The sequence below is a fragment of the Pantoea sp. USHLN298 genome, from assembly GCF_037149395.1.
Lineage (GTDB): Bacteria > Pseudomonadota > Gammaproteobacteria > Enterobacterales > Enterobacteriaceae > Pantoea > Pantoea astica.
Window position 1 is genome coordinate 208,220 of record NZ_JBBCRO010000004.1, and the last position, 26,537, is coordinate 234,756.

Annotated in this window: 21 protein-coding genes; 12 read left to right on the forward strand and 9 right to left on the reverse strand. The window is 59.5% G+C overall.

All coding sequences use genetic code 11. The features are described 5' to 3' along the window. Positions 1-153: 153 nt before the first annotated feature. On the forward strand, positions 154-672 hold the full coding sequence (yjjX, locus tag WFK59_RS11970; protein ID WP_031376028.1) for an inosine/xanthosine triphosphatase: 519 nt from the start codon (positions 154-156) through the stop codon (positions 670-672). Here yjjX and trpR read toward each other — a convergent pair whose 3' ends face one another. Both trpR and sltY read right to left on the reverse strand, forming a co-directional pair. Further along, entirely contained in the window at positions 673-990 is a 318-nt protein-coding gene (trpR, locus tag WFK59_RS11975) for a trp operon repressor (protein ID WP_233985353.1), read from the reverse strand. Positions 991-1,035: 45 nt separating this feature from the next. After that, complete coding sequence (sltY, locus tag WFK59_RS11980) at positions 1,036-2,955, reverse strand: murein transglycosylase (protein ID WP_336755870.1); 1,920 nt, start codon at positions 2,953-2,955, stop codon at positions 1,036-1,038. Positions 2,956-3,225: 270 nt separating this feature from the next. On the opposite strand from sltY, the gene atzF reads away from it, so the two are divergent. From atzF to urtE, 8 genes are all read left to right on the forward strand, one after another. Next, the gene (atzF, locus tag WFK59_RS11985) at positions 3,226-5,022 is read left to right on the forward strand and encodes an allophanate hydrolase (RefSeq protein WP_336755871.1); all 1,797 of its coding nucleotides are present in this window, start codon (positions 3,226-3,228) and stop codon (positions 5,020-5,022) included. A 3-nt stretch (positions 5,023-5,025) separates the two neighbouring features. Beyond that, positions 5,026-8,643, forward strand: coding sequence for an urea carboxylase (uca, locus tag WFK59_RS11990; protein ID WP_336755872.1), 3,618 nt, complete (start codon positions 5,026-5,028; stop codon positions 8,641-8,643). A 9-nt stretch (positions 8,644-8,652) separates the two neighbouring features. Beyond that, entirely contained in the window at positions 8,653-9,354 is a 702-nt protein-coding gene (locus tag WFK59_RS11995) for a GntR family transcriptional regulator (RefSeq protein WP_233985357.1), read from the forward strand. Positions 9,355-9,383: 29 nt separating this feature from the next. Further along, a complete protein-coding gene (gene urtA / locus WFK59_RS12000) occupies positions 9,384-10,652 on the forward strand; it encodes an urea ABC transporter substrate-binding protein (RefSeq protein WP_233985358.1) in 1,269 nt (422 codons plus the stop codon). 102 nt (positions 10,653-10,754) lie between these two features. Next, on the forward strand, positions 10,755-12,320 hold the full coding sequence (urtB, locus tag WFK59_RS12005; protein ID WP_233985359.1) for an urea ABC transporter permease subunit UrtB: 1,566 nt from the start codon (positions 10,755-10,757) through the stop codon (positions 12,318-12,320). Beyond that, positions 12,320-13,396 (forward strand): urea ABC transporter permease subunit UrtC, encoded by a 1,077-nt coding sequence (gene urtC / locus WFK59_RS12010; RefSeq protein WP_233985360.1) that lies wholly within the window; start codon positions 12,320-12,322, stop codon positions 13,394-13,396. Before urtB ends, urtC begins: the two co-directional genes overlap by 1 nt. Next, positions 13,389-14,180 carry an urea ABC transporter ATP-binding protein UrtD gene (gene urtD, locus WFK59_RS12015; RefSeq protein ID WP_233985361.1) on the forward strand — a complete coding sequence of 264 codons (792 nt, stop codon included), beginning with the start codon at positions 13,389-13,391 and terminating at the stop codon, positions 14,178-14,180. Before urtC ends, urtD begins: the two co-directional genes overlap by 8 nt. A gap of 1 nt (position 14,181) precedes the next feature. Continuing rightward, entirely contained in the window at positions 14,182-14,880 is a 699-nt protein-coding gene (urtE, locus tag WFK59_RS12020; protein WP_069728458.1) for an urea ABC transporter ATP-binding subunit UrtE, read from the forward strand. A 15-nt stretch (positions 14,881-14,895) separates the two neighbouring features. Here the strand turns inward: urtE and WFK59_RS12025 are convergent, their stop codons facing one another. Genes WFK59_RS12025 through rbsK form a run of 3 tightly spaced genes read right to left on the reverse strand, consistent with a single transcriptional unit; the run spans position 14,896 to position 18,155 of the window. After that, on the reverse strand, positions 14,896-15,909 hold the full coding sequence (locus tag WFK59_RS12025; protein WP_336755873.1) for an aldose 1-epimerase family protein: 1,014 nt from the start codon (positions 15,907-15,909) through the stop codon (positions 14,896-14,898). Next, positions 15,906-17,228, reverse strand: a complete 1,323-nt coding sequence (gene fucP, locus WFK59_RS12030) for an L-fucose:H+ symporter permease (RefSeq protein WP_233985363.1) — start codon at positions 17,226-17,228, stop codon at positions 15,906-15,908. The genes WFK59_RS12025 and fucP overlap by 4 nt, the downstream gene beginning before the upstream one ends. Before the next feature lie 9 nt (positions 17,229-17,237). Continuing rightward, complete coding sequence (rbsK, locus tag WFK59_RS12035) at positions 17,238-18,155, reverse strand: ribokinase (protein ID WP_336755874.1); 918 nt, start codon at positions 18,153-18,155, stop codon at positions 17,238-17,240. Positions 18,156-18,541: 386 nt separating this feature from the next. Here rbsK and deoR point away from each other — a divergent pair, with 386 nt between their 5' ends. Continuing rightward, positions 18,542-19,306, forward strand: coding sequence for a DNA-binding transcriptional repressor DeoR (gene deoR, locus WFK59_RS12040; RefSeq protein ID WP_336755875.1), 765 nt, complete (start codon positions 18,542-18,544; stop codon positions 19,304-19,306). Between the two features lie 278 nt (positions 19,307-19,584). Further along, positions 19,585-21,252 (forward strand): energy-dependent translational throttle protein EttA, encoded by a 1,668-nt coding sequence (gene ettA, locus WFK59_RS12045; RefSeq protein WP_233985366.1) that lies wholly within the window; start codon positions 19,585-19,587, stop codon positions 21,250-21,252. 17 nt (positions 21,253-21,269) lie between these two features. Here ettA and WFK59_RS12050 read toward each other — a convergent pair whose 3' ends face one another. Both WFK59_RS12050 and WFK59_RS12055 read right to left on the reverse strand, forming a co-directional pair. After that, positions 21,270-21,686, reverse strand: coding sequence for a type II restriction endonuclease (locus WFK59_RS12050; RefSeq protein WP_336755876.1), 417 nt, complete (start codon positions 21,684-21,686; stop codon positions 21,270-21,272). Positions 21,687-21,798: 112 nt separating this feature from the next. After that, positions 21,799-22,695, reverse strand: coding sequence for a LysR family transcriptional regulator (locus WFK59_RS12055; RefSeq protein WP_336755877.1), 897 nt, complete (start codon positions 22,693-22,695; stop codon positions 21,799-21,801). 95 nt (positions 22,696-22,790) lie between these two features. Here WFK59_RS12055 and WFK59_RS12060 point away from each other — a divergent pair, with 95 nt between their 5' ends. Beyond that, entirely contained in the window at positions 22,791-23,792 is a 1,002-nt protein-coding gene (locus WFK59_RS12060) for a zinc-binding alcohol dehydrogenase family protein (RefSeq protein WP_336755878.1), read from the forward strand. A 35-nt stretch (positions 23,793-23,827) separates the two neighbouring features. On the opposite strand, the gene nadR is transcribed toward WFK59_RS12060, so the two are convergent. After that, complete coding sequence (gene nadR, locus WFK59_RS12065) at positions 23,828-25,069, reverse strand: multifunctional transcriptional regulator/nicotinamide-nucleotide adenylyltransferase/ribosylnicotinamide kinase NadR (protein ID WP_336755879.1); 1,242 nt, start codon at positions 25,067-25,069, stop codon at positions 23,828-23,830. 84 nt (positions 25,070-25,153) lie between these two features. Further along, positions 25,154-26,536: a DNA repair protein RadA gene (gene radA / locus WFK59_RS12070; RefSeq protein ID WP_031376046.1), complete on the reverse strand. Its 1,383-nt coding sequence runs from the start codon at positions 26,534-26,536 to the stop codon at positions 25,154-25,156. Position 26,537 lies beyond the last annotated feature (1 nt).

Consider the following 26,537-nt stretch of genomic DNA (forward strand, 5'->3'; position numbering starts at 1 on the left):
ACGTCATCATTGCAGGCAGTCTGGCGAGAGGCAGCGCGAAACAACCGGAGCGTACAGGCAGTACGTAAGGGTTGTGGCACTGCTCAGGTTCAGGCTGGCCAGTAAAATAGCCTGATGGGCCAGGCTCTTAATCACCTAAGGGTTCAATCAATTATGTACCATGTTGTCGCAGCCACCACCAACCCAGCGAAGATTCGCGCGATTGCGCAGGCATTCAACGACGTTTTCGGCGAGGGATCCTGCCATATTGAAGGGGTCGAGGTCGATAGCGGCGTTGCCGCACAGCCGTTAACCCATCTTGAAACGCGAACTGGCGCACGTCAGCGGGTAATGAATGCCCGACAGGTCCGACCTGAAGCAGCATTCTGGGTGGCCATTGAGGCCGGCATTGAAGATGACTGCGCCTTTGCCTGGATGGTGGTGGAAAATCAGAAACAGCGTGGAGAATCCCGCTCGGCCAGCTTCACGTTGCCGCCGGTGGTACTGGCTGGACTGCGTGAAGGCCGCGAGCTGGGCGAGGAGATGGCACGGTTAACCGGCATTGAGAATATTAAACAGCAGGGCGGCGCGATTGGTGCTTTTACTCAGGGCCTGCTCAGCCGCTCCAGCGTCTATCATCAGGCACTGATCCTGGCGCTCTGCCCGTTTGTTCATCCGCTTTATCAGCAGTGATCAGCGACGGCCCAGATGCGCTTCCAGCCAGCGTTTCAGCTCGGGCGGGGCCTCTTTCAGGCTGTTTGAGCCACGCGTGATGGTTGCAATGCCGACCCCAAGCTCGTTTTTCAGCTCGCGCTGGCTCATCTCGCCGTTCATCAGCTCTTCAATAATCCGCAGACGGGTGCCAAAGGCTTCGCGCTCATCCGGCGTCATCATCAGCTGCATCAGCGGCAGCGCATGGCCGTCCGCAAACGCCTGCTGCATCAGCCCGACAAAGCGATGCCAGCTATCCTCTGCCAGGTGCGCATCGGTGGGGGAATCAGGTTGGGTCATGAAGAGGCTTCCGTACTCGCTAAAGAGTACGGAAGCTTAGCACAGCTAGTAACGGCGATTCCACTCAGCATCTGACAGGATCTTGTCAGGCTGGCCCATGAAGTGACGATAGTAGGCGTCATACGCCAGAACATTCTTCACGTAGCCACGGGTTTCTGAGAACGGAATGGTCTCAATAAACGCCACCGCATCGAGGTTACCGCCACTGACTTTCTGCCAGCTGCGTACCCGTCCAGGCCCGGCATTGTAAGCCGCCGAGGCGAAGATCCGGTTCTGACCAAACTGCTGATAGACATACTCCAGGTACTGCGTCCCGATCTGGATATTGGTCTCCGGGTCCAGCAGCTGACTGGTATTGGCGTAACCCGGAATATTGTACATTTTGACGGTATGCGCCGCAGTGGCTGGCATGATCTGCATCAGGCCGCTGGCACCGACCGGTGAGCGCGCTTTCGGGTTCCACGCACTCTCCTGACGTGAGATAGCCATCGCGTAGCTCGGCGGGATCTGCTTATCCTGGGTATTACGCTGATAGACGCTCTGCCACGCCAGCGGGAAGCGCTCTTTCAGGCTGTCCCACATTTTGGCGGTAATGGTGGCCTGCACGCTGAGATCCCACCAGTCCTGCTCGTTGGCGTAACGCGCCAGCATCTGCTGCTGACTGTGCGGCCGGCTGGCAATCAGGTTAGCCCATTCGCTGCGCGCCAGGTTATCCAGTCCCCAGTACATCAGCTCACGAACCCGGGCCAGCTCTGCGCCCTGAACCGTGGCACTATCGGGCTTCGGCGCTTCATCGACCTGCAGCGGATAGTCCACACCCAGTCGCTGCGCCGCTACCATCGGATAGAAGCCGCGCGCCTGCATCAGCTTACGCAGGATCTCTTCCGCTTCCTCTTTGCGATCTTTTTCAAACAACAGATCGGCCTGCCAGTATTGCCACTCATCCTTCTCTTTAGCTTCCAGCGGCAGGCGGGCGATCCAGGTATTCAGGCCGCGGCGATCGTGCTGGGAGAGCGCCAGCCGCACCCGGCGTTCCACCAGCGCGGTCGATTCGCTGTTCATCACTACCGCATCACGCCAGCGCGCCTGTTCTGAAGTCAGGTCGCTGCCCATCATGCGCCACACAACGATCTCCTTCAGCGCCTGCTCATCCTCCGGCCCCATTTTCTGGGCACGCGCCAGAATCGGGATCAGGCTGCGGGCGTTTTCCATATCCTGGCGTGCTACCCGCGTGAAGGCGTAAAGAGTGGCCTGACGGGTAAAGTCTGTTGGTCCGACGGCGCTGGCAAAGGTGCTGACCGTCAGCGGGTCCTGCTGCAGCGCCTGGATCGAATCTGACATGGTCTGGTAATCGGCCGGCAACGATTTCGCCAGATAACTCACCAGGCTGTCGTTGCCCGCTTTCATCGCCAGCCGGATGCGTTCCAGAATGGTAATCGGTGAGAGCTGGCCGGAGGCCTGCCATACCGAGAAGAGTTTATCGCAATCGTTGGGCAGCGCCGTGCCGCGCAGCCAGATCTGCTTCGCGCCGTCAAAAGCCGCCTGCTGCTGGCCGGTGGCCCATTTGGCGTAGTACCAGTTACAGCGCGCCTGTACCGGTTTCGGCTCGGTCGGACTGAAATTAAGCACGCCCTGCCAGTCCTGGCGATGCGCCAGCACGTTGATAAAACGGGTGCTGAGCGAACGCGCCGGTGGCAACGTCGGATACTGGCGGATAAAGTTTTGCACCGCCAGGCTGGTCTCCTGATCGAGATCCTGCGCCAGCAGACGATACTGCAGATAAGGATAAAGGGGATAATCCTGTAGCGTTGGCAACAGCTGATCCACCGTGGCCATCTGGTTACTGTCCCAGGCCTGTTTAATTTGTTGATAACGCTGTCGTTGTTGATCAAGCGAATCGGCCCATGCGCTGCTGGCCGTGCCGACCAGGCAGATCCCTATCATCCAGTTACGCCACTTCACCACGTAAATCTCCTCTGTTGCTGGGCGCCGGCAGGTTGCCAGACTCCCTTCATGCTAACCAGGCCACCCGGCTCTTGCCATGTTCTTCACAAAATTTACGCACGCAGAGGTTAAACGCACCGTCATCGCCCGTCCGCTGCGCCGCAATTGTGCAAATAATCATCACAAAAACTTATGGCAACCACACTTAACGCGTTGAATCATAGCGTTAAAAAAATGGCACAGCCTTTGCTCTGTTGAACCCCATCTTGTATACCAGCTGGAATTCAACGTATGGCTTCGACCTTTGGCTTGACCCTTCACGACTGGCAGCAACGCTATCAATCGGCACCGCAGCAGATTATTCCGCTGCTGGAGGCGCATCTGGCGGCGCTGGACCCGCAGGATAACGCCTGGATCTATCTCGCGACCCCGGCTCAGCTGATGGCGCAGCTGGAACCGCTGCTGGCGCAGTACCAGCGCGATCCCGCATCGCTGCCGCTGTTTGGCGTGCCGTTCGCCGTCAAGGACAACACCGATATTGCTGGCTGGCCGACCAGCGCCGCCTGCCCGGCCTTTACCTATATCGCAGATAACGACGCGACGGTGGTCGCCAGACTAAAAGCCGCTGGCGCGGTGGTGATTGGCAAAACCAACCTCGATCAGTTTGCCACCGGCCTGGTGGGCACCCGTTCACCCTATGGCGCGGTCTCTAACACCTTTGATGCCGACTACGTCAGCGGCGGCTCCAGCTCCGGTTCCGCCTCGGTGTTAGCGCGCGGGCTGGTCGGCTTCTCACTCGGCACCGACACCGCCGGTTCGGGTCGGGTCCCGGCCGGATTTAATAATATTGTTGGCCTGAAACCCACCAAAGGCTGGTTTTCTGCGCACGGCGTGGTGCCGGCCTGTCGGCTGAATGACACGCTCTCCGTCTTTGCCCTGACGGTGGAGGATGCCTTTACCGTCGCCACTCTGGCCGGTGGTTATGACGCCGCTGACGCCTACTCGCGCGTCAATCCGCATACCGCACCGGCCAGCCTGCCCGCTCACCCTCACTTTGCCATCCCGGCGAATCCAGAATTCTTTGACGATGCGGCAGCCGAAGCGGCCTGGGATCGGGCGCTGGAAGCGCTGCTGATTGCGGGCGTAACGCTGCAGCCGATTGATTTCACGCCGTTCAGCCAGCTGGCAGAGCAGCTCTATTCCGGTCCCTGGGTGGCCGAGCGTACCGCCGCGGTCGGCGACATGCTGCATCGTCCGGCGGAGATGGACCCGGTGGTGCACGGCATCGTCGCCAGCGGCCTGAAATACAGCGCCGTTGAGGCGTATCAGGCGGAGTACCTGCGGGCGGAGCTGACGCGTCAGATTCAGCAGACTCTGGCGCAGTTTGACGCGCTGGTGGTACCGACCTCGCCCACCATCCACACGCTGGCGGAGATGAAGCAGGAGCCGGTGGCGTACAACTCACAGTTCGGCACCTACACCAACTTCACCAACCTGGCCGATCTCGCCGCGCTGGCGCTGCCCGGACCGTTCCGCAATGACGATTTACCGGCGGGCATTACACTGATCGCGCCTGCCTGGCACGATCGTGCGCTGGCCGACTTTGGGTTGCGCTGGCAGCAGCAGTTAGCGCTACCGCTCGGTGCCACCGGCCAGCCGCAGCCGACCCGGTCGCGCGCCCTGCCGCCTTCAGCCGATCACGTACGGGTGGCGGTGGTCGGCGCGCATCTCACCGGGATGCCGCTTAACTTCCAGCTCACCAGCCGTCAGGCGGTGTGGGTGGAGGAGACGCAGACCGCGCCGGATTATCGCCTGTTTGCGCTGCTGAATGGGCCGATCAAAAAACCGGGCCTGATGCGCGACGATCGCGGTGCCGCTATCACCGTCGAGCTGTGGGATATCCCGCTGGCGCGCTTTGGTGAGTTCGTGGCGGAGATCCCGCCGCCGCTGGGCATCGGCAGCCTGACGCTGGCGGACGGCCGGGTAGTGAAAGGCTTTATCTGTGAAGGGTCCGCGCTCAAAAACGCGCTGGAAATTACTGAAACAGGCGGCTGGCGCAACTGGCTGGCGACGCAGGGGAGTCACTAAACCATGTTCAGCACCGTACTCATTGCCAACCGTGGCGAAATCGCCTGTCGTGCCATCCGTACCCTGAAACGCCTGGGCGTGAAAAGCGTGGCGGTCTACTCCGATGCCGATCGTAATGCGCAGCACGTTAAGCAGGCCGATGTGGCGATCGCGCTGGGCGGCGATAAAGCCAGCGACAGCTATCTGCGCATCGACAAAATTCTGGCAGCAGCGCAGCAGAGCGGCGCTGAAGCCATCTGGCCGGGCTATGGATTCCTGTCCGAGAGCCTGCCGTTCGCCGAAGCCTGTGAGCAGGCGGGCATCGCCTTTGTCGGCCCGACAGCGCAACAGATCGGCGAGTTCGGTCTGAAACACCGCGCCCGTGAACTGGCCGCACGCGCCGGTGTGCCAATGACGCCCGGCACGCCGCTACTGGATTCGCTGGAGGCGGCATTGCAGGCCGCCGATGAGATCGGTTATCCGGTGATGCTGAAAAGCACCGCGGGCGGCGGCGGGATTGGCCTGACGCGCTGCGCCGATGCCGCGGCGTTAGCCAGCGCCTGGGAGAGCGTGCGTCGTCTGGGCGAACAGTTCTTCAGTGATGCTGGCGTATTTCTGGAGCGCTGCATCGATCGCGCCCGCCATGTGGAAGTGCAGATCTTTGGCGACGGTCGCGGCACCGTGGTCGCGCTGGGTGAGCGCGACTGCTCACTGCAGCGGCGTAATCAAAAAGTGGTGGAAGAGACCCCGGCTCCGGGCCTGTCGGCCGCCACGCGTGACGCCCTGCTCGCCTCGGCGGTGCGTCTGGGTGAGCTGGTCAACTACCGCAGCGCCGGTACCGTCGAGTATATCTATGACGTCACTCAGCAGGCGTTTTACTTTCTCGAAGTGAATACCCGGCTGCAGGTTGAGCATCCGGTCACCGAATGCGTGACCGGGCTGGATCTGGTCGAGTGCATGTTAAAAGTGGCGGCGGGCGATGAGATCGACTGGCCGCGCCTGCAGCAGCCACCGCAGGGCGCCGCCATTGAAGTGCGGCTCTACGCGGAAGATCCGCTGAAAAACTTCCAGCCGAGCCCCGGCCTGCTCACTGCCGTCAGCTTTCCCGCCGGCGTGCGCGTCGACAGCGGCATTGAAACCGGCAGCGAAGTCTCCAGCTTCTACGATCCGATGATCGCCAAACTGATTGTGCACGCCGACAGCCGCGAGGCGGCGCTGGAGAAGATGCAACAGGCGCTGGACGCCACTCAGCTGCATGGCATCGCTACTAACCTCGACTATCTGCGGCAGATCGTGGCGACCGGGGCGTTTCGCAGCGGCGCGGTCTGGACCCGATATCTTGATAGCTTCACCCCCTCCGCGCCGGTGATTGAAGTGCTGCAGCCCGGTACCTTCAGCTCGGTTCAGGATTATCCCGGCCGCCTCGGCTACTGGGACATTGGCGTTCCGCCTTCCGGCCCGATGGATGATTTCGCCTTTCGGCTGGCGAACCGGATTGTCGGTAACGACGAATCAGCGGCGGGTCTGGAGTTTACCCTGCAGGGCCCGACACTGCGCTTCCACTGCGATGCGATTATCGCCCTGACCGGCGCAGACTGTGCGGCGACGCTGGAGGGCGAGCCGGTCAGCAACTGGCAGCCGCTGACGATCAAAGCGGGACAGACGCTGGCGCTGGGTCGCGCGCAACAGGGCTGCCGCGGCTATCTGGCGGTACGCAACGGCCTCGACGTGCCGGAATATCTCGGCAGCCGCAGCACCTTCTCGCTGGGCCAGTTTGGCGGCCACGCCGGACGGACGCTGCGCGTCGCGGACATGCTGACCCTCTCCCGGCCTGAACTGCCAGCCTGCACCACACCGCCGCCGATCAGCGCGCCACAGGCACCCGATCCGGCCATGATCCCGCACTACGGCACCGAATGGCGCATTGGCGTGCTCTACGGCCCGCACGGCGCGCCAGACTTCTTCACCCAGGCCGCTATCGACGAATTTTTTGCCAGCGACTGGCAGGTCCATTACAACTCCAACCGCCTCGGCGTGCGGCTGGTCGGCCCGAAACCGAGCTGGACCCGCGCCAACGGCGGCGAGGCGGGCCTGCACCCTTCTAACGTCCACGACTGCGAATATGCCATTGGTGCCATCAATTTTACCGGCGACTTCCCGGTGATCCTGACGCATGACGGCCCGAGCCTGGGCGGGTTCGTCTGTCCGGTCACCATCGCCAAAGCCGAGCTGTGGAAAGTCGGTCAGGTTAAACCGGGCGATCGCATTCGTTTCCATCCGATCGCGGCTGATGAAGCACTGGCGCGGGAAAAGGCACAGCAGCAGGCGATCGCCACGCTGCGCCCACATCATTCCCCCGCGTTTGCTATCCCTTCGCTGGCCGAAACCGAGCACGGTTCCGCCACCGTGCTGGCCGCACTGGACGCCACCGCAACCACACCGCAGGCGGTTTACCGTCAGGCGGGCGACAAATATGTGCTGATTGAATATGGCGACAACGTGCTGGATCTGGCGCTGCGACTGCGCGTTCACCTGCTGATGGCTGCACTACGCGAGCGGGCGGTGCCCGGCGTCGAAGAGTTGTCGCCCGGCGTGCGTTCGCTGCAGGTGCGCTACGACAGCCGCATCCTCAGCCAGTCTGAACTGATGTCGCTGTTGCTGACGCTGGAAGCGACGCTGGGCGACGTCAGCACGCTGAAAGTGCCGTCGCGCGTGCTCTGGATGCCGATGGCGTTTGAGGACAGTGCCACGCTGGATGCGGTAACCCGCTATCAGGAAACGGTGCGGCCCAGCGCGCCCTGGCTGCCAAACAACGTTGATTTTATTCAGCGTATTAATGGATTAACCGATCGCGAACAGGTGCGCGACACCCTGTTCAACGCCAGCTATCTGGTGCTTGGGCTGGGCGATGTCTATCTCGGCGCGCCCTGTGCGGTGCCGATCGATCCGCGCCATCGTCTGCTGAGTTCCAAATACAGTCCGGCACGCACCTTCACCGCCGAAGGCACGGTCGGCATCGGCGGCATGTACATGTGCATTTACGGCATGGATTCACCCGGTGGCTATCAGCTGGTTGGCCGCACGTTACCGATCTGGAACACCTTTCTGAAAAACCCGCAGTTCGCGGCTGAAGAGCCGTGGCTGCTGCGCTTCTTCGATCAGGTGCGTTTCTATCCGGTGAGCGAAGCCGAACTGACGCAGCTGCGGGAAGATTTCCGCGAAGGCCGCGCCAGCGTAAGGATTGAAGAGACAGAGTTTGATTTCGCTGCCCACCAGCAGTTCCTGGCGGACAACGCCGGGGAGATTGCGGCCTTCCGCCAGCGTCAGGCGGCCGCGTTTGAGCGGGAAGTAACGCTGTGGGCAGAGGAAGAGCAGAACGCGCCGCTGACGCCGGATGCCCCGCCGCCGGTCGCTGAGCAGGATGAGAGCGCGCTGGCGGTGCAGGCCGATATGAATGGCAACATCTGGAAAGTGCTGGTGCAACCGGGTGAGACGGTCAGCGCCGGTCAGACGCTGGTAATCGTCGAGGCGATGAAGATGGAGCTGGCGATTGTCGCGCCGCAGAACGGACGAGTGAAACGTATTGCCTGCCAGGCGGGTCGTCCGGTGAGTCCGGGCGAAAGCCTGCTGTGGCTGGAATAAGGAGTCACGATGACGATGCATTCTCCCACCCCGAAAGTCCGGCCGGAAGCGCTGGCGGAACGGGTTTATCAGGCGCTGAAGGAGGAGATTTTTGCCTTTCGCCTGATGCCCGGCGACCGCTTCAGCGAAAGTGAAATTGCCGGTCGCATGGCGGTCAGCCGCACCCCGGTCCGTCAGGCGCTGTTCCGGCTGGAACGTGAAGGCTTCGTTGAGGTGTGGTTCCGCAGCGGCTGGCAGATCAGGAATTTCGATTTTGCCTGGTTCGAGTCGCTGTATGACCTGCGTACCGTGCTGGAGTGTGAGGCGGTGAAACGGTTGTGCGCCCTGCCCGCCGCGCAGTGCAGCGCCCTGTTAAGCGGGCTGACACGCTTCTGGTGCCAGGACGAGCGGCTGACTGCCGGCCTTACCGTGTCACAACATGATGAGGCGTTTCACATGACGCTGGTCGCCGCCGCAGGCAATCCGGAGATGGCGCGTATTCACGCTGAGCTGACGGAGAAAATCCGCATCATCCGCCGTCTCGACTTCACCTCTGACGATCGGATAACCGCGACCTATCAGGAGCATGAACAGATTTTACAGGCGATTTTTCAGCAACAGACCGAGGAGGCACAACGCATCCTGACCGACCATATCGCCGTCAGCAAGGCGGAAGTCAGGAAAATTACTTTGCACCGACTCCAGCAGGCCCGGCTTCAACCCATTGAATAACAAACATCACAATTAGGGGTTTTATCACCATGAAAAGACGTTCATTGCTCAAGGCTTTCGCGCTTTCCGCTACCGTTGCCAGCATGGGTCTCGCCTGGAGTGCTCAGGCGGCTGACACCATTAAGGTCGGTATTATGCATTCCCTCTCCGGGACCATGGCAATTTCGGAAACGCCACTGAAGGATGTGGCGCTGATGACCATTGATGAGATCAACGCCAAAGGCGGCGTGCTGGGGAAAAAGCTGGAGCCGGTGGTGGTCGATCCCGCCTCCAACTGGCCACTGTTTGCCGAGAAGGCGCGGCAGTTACTGACCCAGGATAAAGCGGCCGTGGTGTTTGGCTGCTGGACCTCGGTATCGCGTAAATCGGTGCTGCCGGTGTTTGAGGAGCTGAATGGCCTGCTGTTCTATCCGGTGCAGTATGAAGGTGAAGAGATGTCACCTAACGTGTTCTACACCGGCGCAGCGCCTAACCAGCAGGCGATCCCGGCGGTGGAATATCTGATGAGCGAGGATGGCGGCAGCGCGAAACGCTTCTTCCTGCTCGGCACCGATTATGTCTATCCGCGCACCACCAATAAGATCCTGCGCGCCTTCCTGCACAGCAAAGGCGTACAGGATAAAGATATCGAAGAGGTCTACACGCCGTTTGGTTACAGCGATTATCAGACCATCGTCGCCAACATCAAAAAGTTTGCTGCCGGCGGCAAAACGGCGGTGGTCTCCACCATCAACGGCGACTCCAACGTTCCCTTCTATAAAGAGCTGGCGAATCAGGGCATTAAAGCCACCGATATTCCGGTGGTGGCCTTCTCGGTCGGCGAAGAGGAGCTGCGCGGTATCGATACCAAACCGCTGGTCGGTCAGCTAGCTGCCTGGAACTATTTTGAGTCGATCGATAACCCGACCAACGCGAAATTTGTCGCCGACTATCGCGCCTATGCGAAGGCCCACAACCTGCCAAACGCCGCGACGGTAGTAACCAACGATCCGATGGAAGCGACCTATGTCGGCATTCATATGTGGGCGCAGGCGGTAGAAAAAGCCGGTACCACCGACGTGGATAAAGTGCGGGCGGCGATGGCCGGTCAGACCTTTAAGGCACCAGACGGCTTTACCCTGACCATGGATCAGACCAACCACCATCTGCATAAGCCGGTGATGATTGGCGAAGTGGAAGAGAACGGCCAGTTCAACGTGGTGTGGCAGACCGATCAGCCGGTACGCGCGCAGCCGTGGAGCCCGTACATTGCCGGTAATGATAAGAAACCGGATCACCCGATGAAAGCCGCGCAGTAAGTGCGTCAGGTGCCGGCCTGCGGCTTTGCAGACCGGCGCCCCGCTGCGTAGATGGCACAACGCAGATCGTCTGCCGCTTATCTCTTTAACGAGGTCCTCTCTATGAACCTTTGCCGCTGCCTTTTCAGCCTGCTGCTGCTGATGCCGCTGCTTGCCAGCGCCGGACCGGCGGCCGACTTCGCCGCTGCCAGCCGCAGCCAGCAGGCGACACTGCTGCAACAGTGGGCCGCCGCGCCAGACAGCAGCCGGTTACCGCTGCTGGAAGCGCTGAATGCCGAAAGCGTGGTCATCGACCAGAATAAACAACCGTTCAGCCAGCAGGGCAACAGGCTGCTGCCGCTGGATGCCCAGCCACAGCCAGACGGCCCTCTGAAAAAACTGTTTATCAACAACCGGCTGCGGGTGCTGATTAACGGCGCACTGGCGGCCCACCAGCTGGTGAGTGACGATGCCGATCTGCGGCTGCGTGCTGCACGACAGCTACAAAATGATGGCGCGGCCGATCAGCTGCCGCTGATTGAGCAGCGGCTGGCGGCCGAAAAAGATAGCCGGGTACATGCCGCGCTGACGCTGGCGCTGGCTAACCTGCAACTGGCGGATGCCCAGCCGATGGTGCGGCTCAAGGCGGTGACGCTGCTGGGTGAGTCCAGCGATCCCAATACCCAGGCCAGCCTGCAACGCTTAACCCAGCCGACGAATGAACCGGACGCCACGGTGCGCGCCGCCGCCGCCGACAGCCTGCAACAGATCCAGAAACGCCTGATGTGGGGCGATCTGCTGGGCCAGGCGTTCAGCGGTCTGTCGCTGGGCTCGGTATTGCTGCTGGCGGCGCTGGGGCTGGCGATCACTTACGGCCTGCTTGGGGTGATCAATATGGCGCACGGCGAAATGCTGATGCTCGGTGCCTATGCCACCTGGTGGGTACAGAGCCTGTTTCAGCAGTTTGCCCCGCACTATTTAGCCTGGTATCCGCTGCTGGCGCTGCCGGTGGCGTTTATGGTGACGGCCGCAATCGGGATGGCGCTGGAGCGCACGGTGATCCGCCATCTCTACGGTCGCCCGCTGGAGACGCTGCTGGCGACCTGGGGAATCAGCCTGATGCTGATCCAGGCGGTGCGGATGCTGTTCGGGGCGCAAAACCTCGAAGTGGCGAATCCGCAATGGCTGTCGGGCGGATTGCAGGTCCTGCCTAACCTGGTGCTGCCGTGGAACCGCATCGCGGTGATCCTGTTTGTGGTGTTTGTGCTGGCGCTCACCTGGCTGCTGCTGAATCGCACCCGTCTTGGCATGAACGTGCGCGCCGTGACCCAGAATCGCGCCATGGCGGACTGCTGCGGCGTGCCGACTGGTCGCGTCGATATGCTGGCGTTTGGCCTGGGTTCCGGCATTGCCGGTCTGGGCGGCGTGGCGCTGTCGCAACTCGGCAACGTCGGACCGGAACTCGGCCAGGGCTACATTATCGACTCGTTTCTGGTGGTGGTGCTGGGCGGCGTCGGCCAGCTGGCGGGCACCGTGGTTGCCGCCTTCAGCCTCGGCATTCTCAATAAAGTGCTGGAGCCGCAAATTGGCGCGGTGCTCGGCAAGATCCTGATTCTGGTGATTATCGTGCTGTTTATCCAGAAACGTCCTCAGGGGCTGTTTGCGGTGAAAGGAAGGGTGACTGACTGATGACGCAACCCATGACGCTCCGTGCTGCGCGCAAAGCGCCGCGCCTGACGCTCAGCATCGGCCTGGTGGTGACGCTGGCGCTGCTGGTGATGCCGTTTCTGGCACTGCTGCCAGCCAGTCATCCGCTGGCGATCTCCACCTATACCCTGACGCTGGTCGGCAAAATCCTCTGCTATGCGGTAGTAGCGGTAGCGCTCGATCTGGTGTGGGGCTACGCCGGTCTGCTGTCGCTGGGGCACGGTCTGTTTTTCGCCCTGGGCGGCTACGCGATGGGCATGTACCTGATGCGCCAGGCGGCGGGCGAAGGCCTACCGGCCTTTATGTCCTTTCTGTCATGGCGTGAGCTGCCGTGGTTCTGGAGCGGGACCGAGCACTTCGCCTGGGCGCTCTGCCTCAGCGTACTGGCGCCGGGCCTGCTGGCGCTGGTATTTGGCTTTTTTGCCTTTCGATCCCGCATCAAAGGCGTTTACTTCTCCATCATCACCCAGGCGCTGACCTACGCCGGTATGCTGCTGTTTTTCCGCAATGAAACCGGCTTTGGCGGCAACAACGGTTTCACCGGCTTTACCACCCTGCTCGGCTTTTCAGTCAGCGCGACCGGCACCCGCATCGGCCTGTTTATCGCGACGGTAGGATTGCTGTTGCTGAGCCTGGCGATCGGCTTCGCGCTGGCGCGCAGCAAGTTTGGCCGGGTACTGACCGCGGTGCGCGACGCCGAAAACCGTCTGATGTTCTGCGGTTACGATCCGCGCGGCTTTAAGCTGTTTGTCTGGACGCTGTCGGCGATGCTGTGCGGGCTGGCCGGAGCGCTTTACGTGCCGCAGGTCGGGATTATTAATCCCGGTGAGATGTCGCCAGCCAACTCAATTGAAGCCGCCATCTGGGTGGCGCTGGGCGGTCGCGGTACGCTGATCGGTCCGCTGCTGGGTGCGGCGATCGTGAACGGCGCGCGCAGCTTTTTCACCGTCGCGTTTCCGGAATACTGGCTGTTTTTCCTCGGCCTGATGTTTATCCTGGTGACGCTCTTTCTGCCGCACGGCGTGATTGGCCTGCTGCGCCGGAGGAAACATGACTGACGCACTCTTTACCCAACCTCACCCGGCGGATCGCCATCGGGCGCAGCGCGATCCGGTACTGCAGCTGGAGAAGATCAGCGTCTCGTTCGACGGCTTCCGCGCTCTGACCGATCTCTCGTTGCAGATCGGCGTCGGCGAACTGCGCTGCGTGATCGGCCCTAACGGCGCGGGCAAAACCACGCTGATGGACGTGATCACCGGCAAGACGCGGCCCGATTCCGGCCGGGTAATCTACGATCAGGACAGCGATCTTACCCGCCTGTCGCCGGTGGAGATCGCCCGCGCCGGGATCGGCCGTAAGTTCCAGAAGCCGACGGTGTTTGAAGCGTTAACCGTGTTTGAGAACCTGGAGATCGCCCTGAAGGCTGACAAATCGGTGTGGGCCAGCCTGCGCGCTCGCCTCAGTGGCGAGCAGCAGGATCGGATTGATGAGGTGCTGAAGCTGTTGCGGCTCGGCGCTGAACGGCAGCGTCGAGCGGGCCTGCTGTCGCACGGTCAGAAGCAGTTTCTGGAGATCGGTATGCTGCTGGTGCAGGAGCCGCATCTGCTGCTGCTGGATGAACCGGCGGCGGGCATGACCGATGCCGAAACGGACTACACCGCCGAGCTGTTTCGCAATCTGGCGGGTAAGCATTCGCTGATGGTGGTGGAGCATGATATGGGCTTTGTCGAAACCATTGCCGACCACGTCACGGTGCTGCATCAGGGACAGGTACTGGCCGAAGGCTCGTTGCGCGAGGTGCAGGCCAATGAGCAGGTGATCGACGTTTATCTGGGGCGCTGAAATGTTACAGGTTACTGAACTGAATCAATATTATGGCGGCAGTCATATTCTGCGCGGCCTGTCGTTTGAGGTGAAAGTCGGTGAGATCACCTGCCTGCTGGGCCGCAACGGCGTGGGGAAAACCACGCTGCTGAAGTGCCTGATGGGCTTGATTCCGGCGAAATCGGGCGAGATCCACTGGCAGCAGCAGAAGCTCAACGGCCGTAAACCGCACCAGCGGGTGCAGTCCGGCATCGCCTATGTGCCGCAGGGCCGGGAGATATTTCCGCGGCTGACGGTGGAGGAGAACCTGCTGCTGGGGTTGTCCCGCTTTCCGGCATCGCAGGCACGTCAGGTCCCGGATGAGATCTACCAGCTGTTCCCGGTGCTGTTTGCCATGAAATCACGCCGCGGCGGCGATCTCTCCGGCGGTCAGCAGCAGCAGCTGGCGATCGGCCGGGCGCTGGCCTGCCGCCCACAGCTGTTGATCCTGGATGAGCCAACTGAAGGGATCCAGCCGTCGGTGATCAAAGAGATCGGGGCGGTGATCCGCCAGCTGGCGCAGCGCGGAGATATGGCGATCCTGCTGGTTGAGCAGTTTTATGATTTTGCCGCTGAACTGGCGGACAGCTATCTGGTGATGTCGCGCGGCGAAATCGTGCAGCGTGGCCGCGGCGACAGCATGGAAGCCGATGGCGTGCGCGGCCTGGTGGCGATTTAAGGCCGCGCATCGCGCTTACAGCAAGCCGGTCTCGACGGAGAAGTGGCGCTGTTCGCCGCTGGCCAGGGTGATCAGGGTGCCGGCCTGCTGCGCCGCCAGAAAGCCTTCCGGCCGACAGGTGGCGGGCAGGATATAGGCCGCGACCTGTTGATCGGCGTTGTGCAGCAGCCAGCGGGTGGCGTGAGGAAACTGCGCGGTAGAGAAGCGCGTCATCAGGGCGTAGCCCGCCGGCGCGTGCAGCTCAAACTGCACCTCATCGCCATACTGCGGCAGATCGTCGGCGAAAAAGACGATCTCCGGATCGCACAGCTGCGGCTGATCGAGTTGCTGTAACGCCTTTGGATCGGCAGCCAGCTGCGCGGTGTAGTCGCGCCAGGCAGGCGTTGGTTTGAGATGGGCCGGGATCGAGCGACGCAGCTGAAAAGCCTGTTCGGGGATCGACTGCCGGAAACGTCCCTGATCGATCCACACGCTGTTAAGATGACACATATACTGCAGCGGCATCGGCGCGCCAGCCAGGTTAGTCACCGTCATCGCGATCGTCAGCCGGGGCCGATCGGCCTGAATGCGGACGGCGGGTGCCGCCAGGTAGTGATGGCCGAAGCCTTTGACATATTCACACTCCCCTTCCAGCGACAGCGTCTGATCCTCCAGCACCAGCCAGGCGCTCTCCATCCGGGCGCAGGCCATCTCACCGTGCAGCGGATGATTGTCCTCGGGCGACGGGCAGCCGTTCGCCAGCAATCCCGAGTGGAACGCAAAGCAGCCGTAGGTATCGATGATCGAATCGCCGGGCAGCGGCTGCTTAAAGCTGTTGCCCATGGTCAGGTTATGATCGTCGAACTGCACGTCCCAGATCATCTGACCGAGAAACGGCAGTATGGTCACGCTGCCGCGCCGGTTATGTATGCGCACCGCTTCAATCCCCGCCGGGTAGCGAAACAGCACCACCCGGAAGTCATCGCTCTCCAGCAACACCTCAGGGGTAAAATGGAACTGCTCACGGCGTAACGGTAAACGGGTTTTCATGATGCCTCCTCCAGCAGACGACCGCCAGACACCGGTTTCTTATGGCGCAGCTCGCCATAGAAGTAAAAGCCGACCCAGGCGAAGCAAAGCAGCGAGACGCCAAACGCCAGCTGCATTGAGCCAGCCAGATCAGACACCAGCCCCTGCAGCGCCGGGACGAATGCAGCACCGACAATCGCCATCACGATAAACGCACCGGCCACTTCGGTATATTTATTATCGACCGTCGCCAGGGTTCCGGCGTAAATGGTCGCCCAGCAGGGACCAAACAGCACGCTGACGAACACGGCGGCGTAGACGGCGGTAAAGTTCGGCACCAGCATCACATACGCCAGCGTCAGCACGCCCAGCACCGAATAGGCGATCAGCACCTTCTCGGCGCGGAAACGGGTCATCAGGAAATTCGCCACGAACTTGCCGATAAAGAAGCAGATAAAGCTGTAGATCATGAAGTTGGAGGCGTGACGTTCATTAGTCGCACCCAGCGTCAGCGCCAGCCGAATGGTGAACGACCAGACTGCGACCTGCATCCCGACATAGAGAAACTGCGTCACGATGCCGCGTTTAAAATGGCGGTTAGTCGCCAGATAGCGAAAGGTCTCCGCCAGCGAAGGCAGCGATGATTCGTTGCTTTGCGGTTTGCAGCGCGGATAGCGGGTAAACATAAACAGCAGCATCACCACTACTAATACCATCACCAGATATTTGTAGGGCTCCAGCGTATGTTCCAGCATCGTCAGGCGGAACGCGTGCGCCTGCTCTGCGGTCATGGACGCCATCTGACTCTCAAGGCTGTCGCCATCCTGGAACACCAGATATTTACCCAGCACAATGCCCATCAGCGCCCCAATCGGATAGAAGGTCTGGCTGATATTGAGCCGCAGCGTGGCGTGGTCGCGATGGCCAATCATCGAGCTGTAGGTGTTGGCGGCGGTTTCAAGAAAGCTCAGGCCGATGGCGATAGCAAAGATCGCCGCCAGAAACATGGTGTAGGTCGCCATGTGCGAGGCGGGATAAAACGCCACACAGCCAAGGATGTAGAGCGCCAGGCCGGTCAGGATCGCCAGCTTGTAGCTGGTTTTGCGGATCACCAGCGACGCCGGGATCGCAATCAGAAAATAGCCGCCATAAAAGGCGCTCTGCACCAGCGCGCTGGCAAAGTCGCTTAACGCGAACACGCTTTTAAACTGGGTAATCAGGATATCGTTGAGGCTGGCAGCGCAGCCCCACAGCGGAAACAGGCACGACAGCAGGATGAACTGAAAGCGCGGCGTTTTATTCAGATAGCCATCAGATTGCTGAACAATATTCTGTTGCATAGCGTGACCTCAGTGAAGGTTAAGAAAGCGCTGAAAACTCTCTGCGTCGGGATAGGCGCGCTGGGTGCCGCGTCCGGTGACGCTGCAGGCGGCATAGGCCGACGCCTGGGTCATGGCGGCCGCGACATCACCGGTTTTAACCAGCAGGTGCGCAAAACAGCCAATAAAAGCATCGCCCGCGCCGCTGGTGTCGACGGCCTGAACCGGCGTGGCGGCCACCCGATGCACCCTATCGCCGCTCATCCAGACCGAGCCGCGACTGCCGAGCGTGATGATCAGGTTTTTCAGTCCGCGCTTTAACAGCGACTGTCCGGCGAGGATCACCTCATCATCGCTGCTGACCGGCAGCCCGGTGAGGATCTCCAGCTCGGTTTCGTTAGGCATAAAGAAGTCGCACTTGCAGGCGTAGTGGATGTCGAGATCGGCCACCGCTGGCGCAGGATTAAGGATCACGGTGATCTGATGCTGACGGGCAAAATCGATGGCGTAATAGACCGTTTCCAGCGGGATCTCCAGCTGCAGGATGATCAGCTGGCAGGCTTTCAGCGCCTCTGCGGCAGCGTCGATATCGGCCGGCTTCAGCTGCTGGTTGGCGCCTTTGATAATCAGAATGCGGTTCTGCGACTGGTCATCGACAAAGATCGGCGCGACGCCGCTGGAGGTGCCCGGTGCGGTGGTGACAAAGCGCGTGTCCACGCCCTGCTGTTGCAGATTAGCCACGGTGTTGGGGGCAAAGAGGTCATCACCGACCTTGCTGACCATCATCACCTTGCCGCCCATTTTCGCTGCCGCGACGGCCTGGTTAGCGCCTTTACCGCCACAGCCAAGGGCAAAGTCGGGCGCTTCAAGGGTTTCGCCCGCTTTCGGCAGGCTGTTGGTATAGGTAATCAGATCGACCATATTTGAGCCGATGACTGCGATATCCATGACTGTTTTCTCCCGGATGTTTTTTAACCAGCAAATGTTATAAAAGTAACAATAACAATTCCTGTTGGTTAAATATGTGATAAAAACCACATCCTGAAGGGGCGGTTTCTGCTGTTCTGGCCGAATTAAGGCCGGTTATCGTGTTACGATTGTAACAATCAGACAGCAGAGCAGACTGCCGCCAGGGTCGCGGCCTGGCGGCTGAAAGGCCACCGCCGGGCGACGGCGCTGGAGGTTTGCGGGGTTTAGCAATTGCAGGTAAGATTGAAAATCAGCCTGGCGGAGAGGACGCAACCCCTTAAAATCTGTGAGGTTTGTCGCGATGATTACGCCGGTTTCCGGTCCCTCAATCAGCCCAGCAGGATACTCAACAGACAGAGATGAACATGGAAACCCGGCGCGACGAACGTATTCATAAGCTGACGCAGGCGCTTAAACGCACCGATAAACTGCATCTGAAAGACGCGGCGCAGCTGCTTGGCGTGTCAGAGATGACTATCCGCCGCGATCTGACCGAGCCGGCCTCCAGCGTCGTGCTGCTGGGCGGCTATATCGTCAGCGATCCAAAAAGCCACGCCGGCCACTACTTTGTCACCGACCAGCACGGCCAGAATGCGGCCAGAAAACAGCGGCTGGCACAGGCTGCCGCCAGCCTGATCGGTGAAAATGACACGGTGTTTTTTGACTGCGGCACCACCCTGCCCTACGTCGTCGATGCCATTCCAGACGCGCTGCCGTTTACCGCGATCTGTTGCGCTATGAACACCTTCCTGGCGTTAAAAGAGAAACCGGCCTGTAACGTGATCCTCAGTGGCGGCGAATTTCATGCCGACAACGCGCTGTTTACGCCGATCGGCGCCCATTCGATCCTCGACGATCTCTGTCCGACCCTGGCGTTTATCTCAGCGGCCGGGATCGATAAAGATCAGGGCGCGACCTGCTACAACATCAATGAGCTGGCGATGAAGCATCACGCAATGCGTCGGGCGCGCCAGTGCATTCTGGTGGCTGACAGCAGTAAATATGGCAAGGTGCTGCCTGCCCGCATCGCCGAACTGCGCCGCTTTGATCTGCTGGTGAGTGACAGCGCACCCGATCAGGCTCTGCAAAACTGGCTGGCGCAACAGGCGATTCCGCTGCGCCTGCCGTAAAGGTCTGCCTGACGGCGGCAGAATACTTCGCCGTCAGCCGTTCACGTTACTCTTGCCACTCCCCGGAACTGCATCCCGCCAGCGAGACGCTGATGGCGCGTCCGGTCCCCTTTTCCGACAAAACGCCTGTGCATTATCGGCTGCGCGGAAATCAGGCAGTCAGGCCGAACTGCGGCACACGTCGGAAATTCGCCGCGCCCCGGCTGTGATTAGACGGTGAAAAAGGCTAAACTTCGACATCATCCCAATGACCAACAGACCCAGAGGCTCAATACAACGTGGCTCAATTCGTCTATAGCATGCACCGCGTCGGCAAAGTGGTTCCGCCGAAGCGACACATCCTGAAGAACATCTCCCTTAGCTTCTTCCCTGGCGCGAAAATCGGCGTCCTCGGCCTGAACGGTGCCGGGAAATCCACCCTGCTGCGCATCATGGCCGGCATCGATAAAGATATCGAAGGGGAAGCGCGCCCGCAGCCAGGCATTAAGATTGGCTACCTGCCGCAGGAGCCGCAGCTCAACCTGGAACACACCGTGCGTGAGTCGGTTGAAGAGGCGCTGTCTGAAGTGGTTGGCGCGTTAAAACGTCTCGACGAAGTCTACGCGCTGTATGCCGAAGAAGGCGCGGACTTTGACAAACTGGCCGCTGAACAGGGCCGTCTGGAAGAGATTATCCAGGCACACGATGGTCACAATCTGAATACTCAGCTGGAGCGCGCTGCGGATGCATTGCGCCTGCCAGACTGGGATGCGAAAGTCGCCACGCTCTCCGGTGGTGAACGTCGCCGCGTCGCACTCTGCCGTCTGCTGCTGGAAAAGCCAGACATGCTGCTGCTCGACGAACCTACCAACCACCTGGACGCCGAATCTGTCGCCTGGCTGGAACGCTTCCTGCACGACTTCGAAGGTACCGTAGTGGCGATTACCCACGACCGTTACTTCCTTGATAACGTGGCGGGCTGGATTCTGGAACTGGACCGCGGCGAAGGCATCCCGTGGGAAGGCAACTACTCCTCCTGGCTGGAGCAGAAAGATGCCCGTCTGGCGCAGGAAGCCTCGTCTGAAGCGGCCCGCCGCAAGTCGATTGAGAAAGAGCTGGAGTGGGTTCGTCAGGGCACTAAAGGCCGTCAGTCTAAGGGTAAAGCCCGCCTGGCGCGCTTCGAAGAGCTGAACAACACCGAATACCAGAAGCGTAACGAAACCAACGAACTGTTTATTCCGCCTGGCCCACGTCTGGGTGACAAAGTGCTGGAAGTCAGCAATCTGCGTAAATCGTACGGTGACCGCGTGCTGATTGACGATCTGTCGTTCTCGGTACCGAAAGGGGCGATTGTCGGCATCATCGGTCCGAACGGCGCCGGTAAATCGACGCTGTTCCGCATGATGTCCGGTCAGGAACAGCCTGATTCCGGCAGCATCGTGCTCGGCGATACCGTCAAGCTGGCGTCAGTCGATCAGTTCCGTGACAGCATGGACAATTCCAAAACCGTATGGGAAGAGGTCTCCGGCGGTCAGGACATCATGCGTATCGGCAACACCGAAATGCCAAGCCGCGCCTATGTCGGTCGCTTTAACTTTAAAGGCGTCGATCAGGGCAAACGCGTCGGTGAACTGTCGGGCGGTGAGCGCGGTCGTCTGCACCTCGCCAAGCTGCTGCAGGTTGGCGGCAACATGCTGCTGCTCGATGAACCGACCAACGACCTGGACATTGAAACCCTGCGTGCGCTGGAAAACGCCCTGCTGGAGTTCCCGGGTTGCGCGATGGTGATCTCGCATGACCGCTGGTTCCTGGACCGTATCGCGACCCACATCCTGGACTATCAGGATGAAGGCAACATCGAATTCTTCGAAGGTAACTTTACCGAATACGAAGAGTACAAGAAGCGCACCCTTGGCGCCGAAGCGCTGGAGCCGAAGCGTATCAAGTACAAGCGTATGATTAAGTAATCGCAGCGTGATTGATGTTAAAAAGGGAAGCGAGTGCTTCCCTTTTTTATTAAATTAATAAATCCGAGTCCATTGTTCAATAATCCCTTGATGCTCCTCATCATTTTTTTAAATAAAATGCAGGTGAATATATTCTTTTTATCAAAACCAATCACAATATTATCTCCGGGAACCGCCAGTTCTGTTATCGGATTGCTTTCATAGTAAAGTCGGAACTCGGAACGAGTTTCATGTGACTCTCTGGCATCATACCAGGTAACGGATGCATTGCAGCTGACATTACTGCCCCTAAGGATAAAAGTAGTTTCAATCACCCTATTTTCATCACCCAGAATATTTTTAAGAGCCGTTACGCCATTAAACTCTCGCTGATCGTAAAGCTCACTTTTTGATAAGGTTTTGATACATGCAGTCTTTAAATTTTGAGCTTTCATAAAAATCCTCTTCCTCTGAGAACCACAGGAAACATCATCATATTTAATGAAATATAATTTTCTGCTACAGGTATCAAACTTATAAGTTAATGTAATTCCTGTTATATAAAAGTCAGCGATAAAAATCCCTGAACACCGGGGATAGCAGCGCGAACTCAACAAAGCGCGCCAGCGCCGGCGAGTTGAGTTTACGTCCCGGATAGACCAGCCACAGTTCATTCCCTTCCATCTGCCAGTCCGGCAGCACCGGCACCAGACGCGGGTCCGCCATCGCACCGTCGGTAAGAAAATGCGGCAACAGCGTAATGCCAGCATCTGCCAGCGCAGATTCACGGGCGTAGATTAAATTATCCGTCAGATGGCCCGGCGGCAGCAGCCAGCGATAATACTCATCGTCACGCTGTAATACCCACTCGTTCCAGGCGCGATGGGCGATGCAGCGATGCGCAGCCAGCTGTTGCGGATGCACCAGCGGCGGATGCCGATCAAGATAGTGTTGCGAGGCCACCAGCAGGCGCTGGCAATAGCCGACCCGACGACCAATCAGCGATGACTCCTGCGGCTGACCGGTACGCAGCGCTACATCAAACCCCTCCTGCACCAGATCACGCATATCATCCGAGATCGAGACATCCAGCGTTACGTCGGGATAAAGCTGTAAAAACGCCGCATTGCAGCGCGCCAGCAGCGTGGCGCCAATGCCGGCCGGACTGGTGATACGCAGCCGGCCACTGGGATTCTCGCGCAGGCTGGCGATCGCCTGATCGGCGCGTTCGCTGGCCTGCATCATCTCCTGACAGTGCAGCAGATAGCGTTCTCCGGCAAAGGTCAGATTAAGCTGGCGAGTGGTACGGTTCAGCAGCCGGATGCCAAGCCGCTGCTCCAGCTGGCTGATGCGCTGACTGACGCTCGATTTTGGCAACCCCGCGCGTTCCGCCGCAGCAGTAAAACTGCCACACTCCGCCACCAGCGCAAAAAGCGCCATGTCCTGCCACTGACGAAACGCCATTGTTCACCTCAGACGAACACTCTATGAAAGATTGTCCATCTTATCACCGCTAAATCCAGGTTCTACACTTAGCGTAATCACACAGGAGAATCACTATGTCTATTCGCGCTATTGCTATTAATCCAGAGAGTCCTGAAAACTTTATTGAAATCTTTCCTGAAACCCCAACGCCAGGCGAGTATGACCTGCGGGTTGAGGTTAAAGCCGCCTCGGTGAATCCGGTTGATACCAAGGTTCACAAAGGCGCGGTCAAAAACGGGCTGCAGGTGCCCCGTATTCTCGGCTGGGATGCCAGCGGCGTGGTGCTGGAAGTCGGCAGCAAAGTCAGCAATTTTAAGCCGGGCGATGAAGTCTACTATGCTGGCGATCTGACCCGTCCCGGCAGTAACAGCACCGAGCAGCTGATCGACGCACGCATTACCGGCCACAAGCCGAAGAGCCTCGACTGGGCGCAGTCGGCGGCGATCCCCCTGACGGCGCTGACCGCCTGGGAAGGACTGTTTGAGCGGCTGAATCTGACCGCTGCCCGCCAAGATCAAACGCTGCTGATCGTCGGTGGCGCAGGCGGTGTCGGATCGCTGGCGATCCCGCTGGCGAAGCTGCACAGCAAGGTAAAAGTCATTGCTACCGCCTCCCGGGAAGATTCGGCGCAGTGGTGCCGCGATCGCGGTGCCGATCTGGTGATCAACTATAAAGATATGCCGGGTGAACTGGAAAAACAGGGGATCAAGCAGGTCGATTATATCTTCTGCCTCAACGATACCGACGGTCACTGGGAAACCATGGCGAAGCTGATCGCGCCGCAGGGCCATATCTGCACCATCGTGGAGAACGAGCATCCGCTGTCGATGGATCAGCTGAAGCTGAAAAGCGCAGCACTGCACTTTGAGCTGATGTATACCCGCAGCATGTTTAATACGCCGGATATGGCGCGTCAGGGTGAAATTCTGGATGCCGTGGCGGCACTGCTGGATGAAGGTAAGCTGCAAACCACCCTGAGCGAGACGCTGCAGGGATTAAGCGTTGAGACGCTGAAAGCGGCCCATCAGCGGGTACTGGAAGGCCACATGTGTGGCAAAGTAGTGATGGTTTATTAATTGGCAAGGGGACCCGCCACGGTCCCCTTTTCGCTTCAGGGCTGGGCGTTCTTCTCGCCCAGCATCCCTTTCACCACTTCAATGCAGCGCAGGAAACGGGTGTCGTAGTCATCTTCCCGCACATGAACGAAATCGATATTGTTTTCACGCAGCATCGTCACCAGCATCGACTGAAATTCGCGGCGGTCGACGGAGCTGCCGAGACTGCGCAATCCGTCTGCCACCCACGGCACATTATTTTCCAGCAAAATCACTAAATCGAAGCGATATTCGTCGATCAGGGCCTGAACGAAAGGATGTTCGTGCCCTTCGTACTTCAGGCAAAACGCCTGAGTTGTGACAAAATCGGTGTCGATAAACGCCACCTTGTTGGCATATTTGACCGCAAAGTCGATGTACTGCGCCTGACCCAGTGCAATCTTGTCGTAGTCAGAATATTGCAGCGCCATTTCGTCACCACCGAGGTGCGAAAAGACATAGTCGCGGCCATATTCCCAGGCACTGGTGGTGTTGAAAATATTGGCGAGCTTATTCACCAGCGTCGATTTACCACTCGACTCGCCGCCGAGGATCGCCACGGTACGCACGAAAAACGGCTTCACTTCGGTCGGAATGTATTCCCAGAAACGGAACGGGTCCTGGCGGATCTGTGCGCCGCTGATGCTCATAAAGGATCGGTTGGGATCGACCAGTATCGTCTGAATCCCCAGATGCTGCTGATACATCTCCGCATCGGGCGCTTCACTGGTATAAATGCAATCCGGGGTGATGCCGTGCTCGTTCAGGAAGCCGCTGACGCCTTCACTCCAGACATCCCAGCCGTGCGGATAGGGCTCTATTCCCTCTTCATTGAAGGCGTGGATGCGGATGTTTTTCTGGTATTTGAAGGTTTGCAGTAGCCAGCGCAGCCGATCACTGACCGTCGGCTGCTGCGACATGGCGCTGTTATCAAACAGCTCACGATCGCGCGGCTCGTCATAGCCCATGATGATATGCAGCTCATCCACCTGGCTACAGGCGCGCTGGATCAGATAGATATGCCCGGTGTGCAGCGGATAAAACTTGCCAAACACCACGCCAACCGTTTTATCACGACGCGGAAATTCCAGCCCGAGAAAGCGATGCAGCGCTTCCAGCTTTTGCGCGCTGGGGCTTTTGATTTTGGCATTGAGCAACTGGCTCAGATAGCCTTTGGTCATGCCGCTGGCGTCAGCGACCTGTTGCAGCGTGTGACCCTGCTGGCGAATGGCCGTTTTCAGATAATCAAACGACGACATGTCGTGCCTCCTGCGTGAATGCGGTTAAGGTTGAACGCGTCTCCTCGCCCGCTGACGGCACGCCATCAGCGGGCGTCAGGCGCATTACAGGTCGTCCAGAATCGCCAGCGCATCCGCCAGCTTCTTCGCGCTGAAAACCTGCATTCCATCAATCGGTTTTTTCGGTGCATTGCCAGCCGGCACAATGGCCCGTTTAAAGCCATGCTTTGCCGCTTCGGAGATACGTTCCTGACCGCTGGGGACCGGCCGGATTTCGCCTGCCAGCCCCACTTCGCCGAAGATCACCAGATCCTGCGGCAGCGGGCGATCGCGCAGGCTCGACACCATCGACAGCATCAGTGCCAGGTCAGCACTGGTTTCGGTGACTTTGACGCCGCCGACCACGTTAACGAACACATCCTGGTCCGCCATCTGCAGCCCGCCATGACGGTGCAGCACCGCCAGCAGAATCGCCAGGCGGTTCTGTTCCAGCCCCACCGCCACGCGCCGCGGATTGCCCATCATCGAATGGTCCACCAGCGCCTGAATCTCCACCAGCAGCGGACGCGTTCCTTCCCACAGCACCATGACCGAGCTGCCGGAAGTGACCTCTTCGCCACGCGACAGGAAGATGGCCGACGGGTTGCTGACTTCACGCATCCCCTGCTCGGTCATGGCAAACACGCCTAATTCATTCACCGCGCCAAACCGGTTTTTATGGCTGCGCAGGGTGCGGAAGCGGGAATCGGCATCGCCATCCAGCAGCACTGAACAGTCGATACAGTGCTCCAGCACTTTGGGACCGGCCAGCGAACCATCTTTGGTGACGTGACCGACCATGATGATCGCCACGCCGCGCGTTTTGGCGAAGCGCGTCAGGTAGGCGGCGGTTTCTCGCACCTGCGCCACGCTGCCCGGCGAAGACTGGATCTCCGCCATGTGCATTACCTGGATCGAGTCAATCACCATCAGCTGTGGCTGCTCCTGCTCGGCGATCAGGCAGATCTGCTCGATGCTGGTTTCCGACAGCATATTGACGTTTTCGGTCGGTAATCCCAGACGATGGGCGCGCATCGCTACCTGTTGCAGCGACTCTTCCCCGGTGACGTACAGGGTTTTCATCCCTTCCGACAGGCGACACATGACCTGCAGCAGCAGCGTCGATTTACCGGCTCCCGGACTGCCGCCGATCAGTATGGCGCTGCCCGGCACTACGCCGCCGCCGAGCACCCGGTCAAACTCTTTGAAGCTGGTCGAGAAGCGCGGTAACGCCTCCAGACTGATTTCAGACAGCTTCTGTACCCGACTGGTACCGGCGCTGCCCGCGTAACCGCTCAGACGCTCGTTACGCGCCGCAGCAGGCGAGGCGGCGATCCGCACCTCGGTGATGGTGTTCCAGGCGTGACAGGCGCTGCACTGCCCCTGCCAGCGTGGATAGTCTGCGCCGCATTCGTTACAGACAAATGCGCGTTTTGCCGCTTTGGCCAAA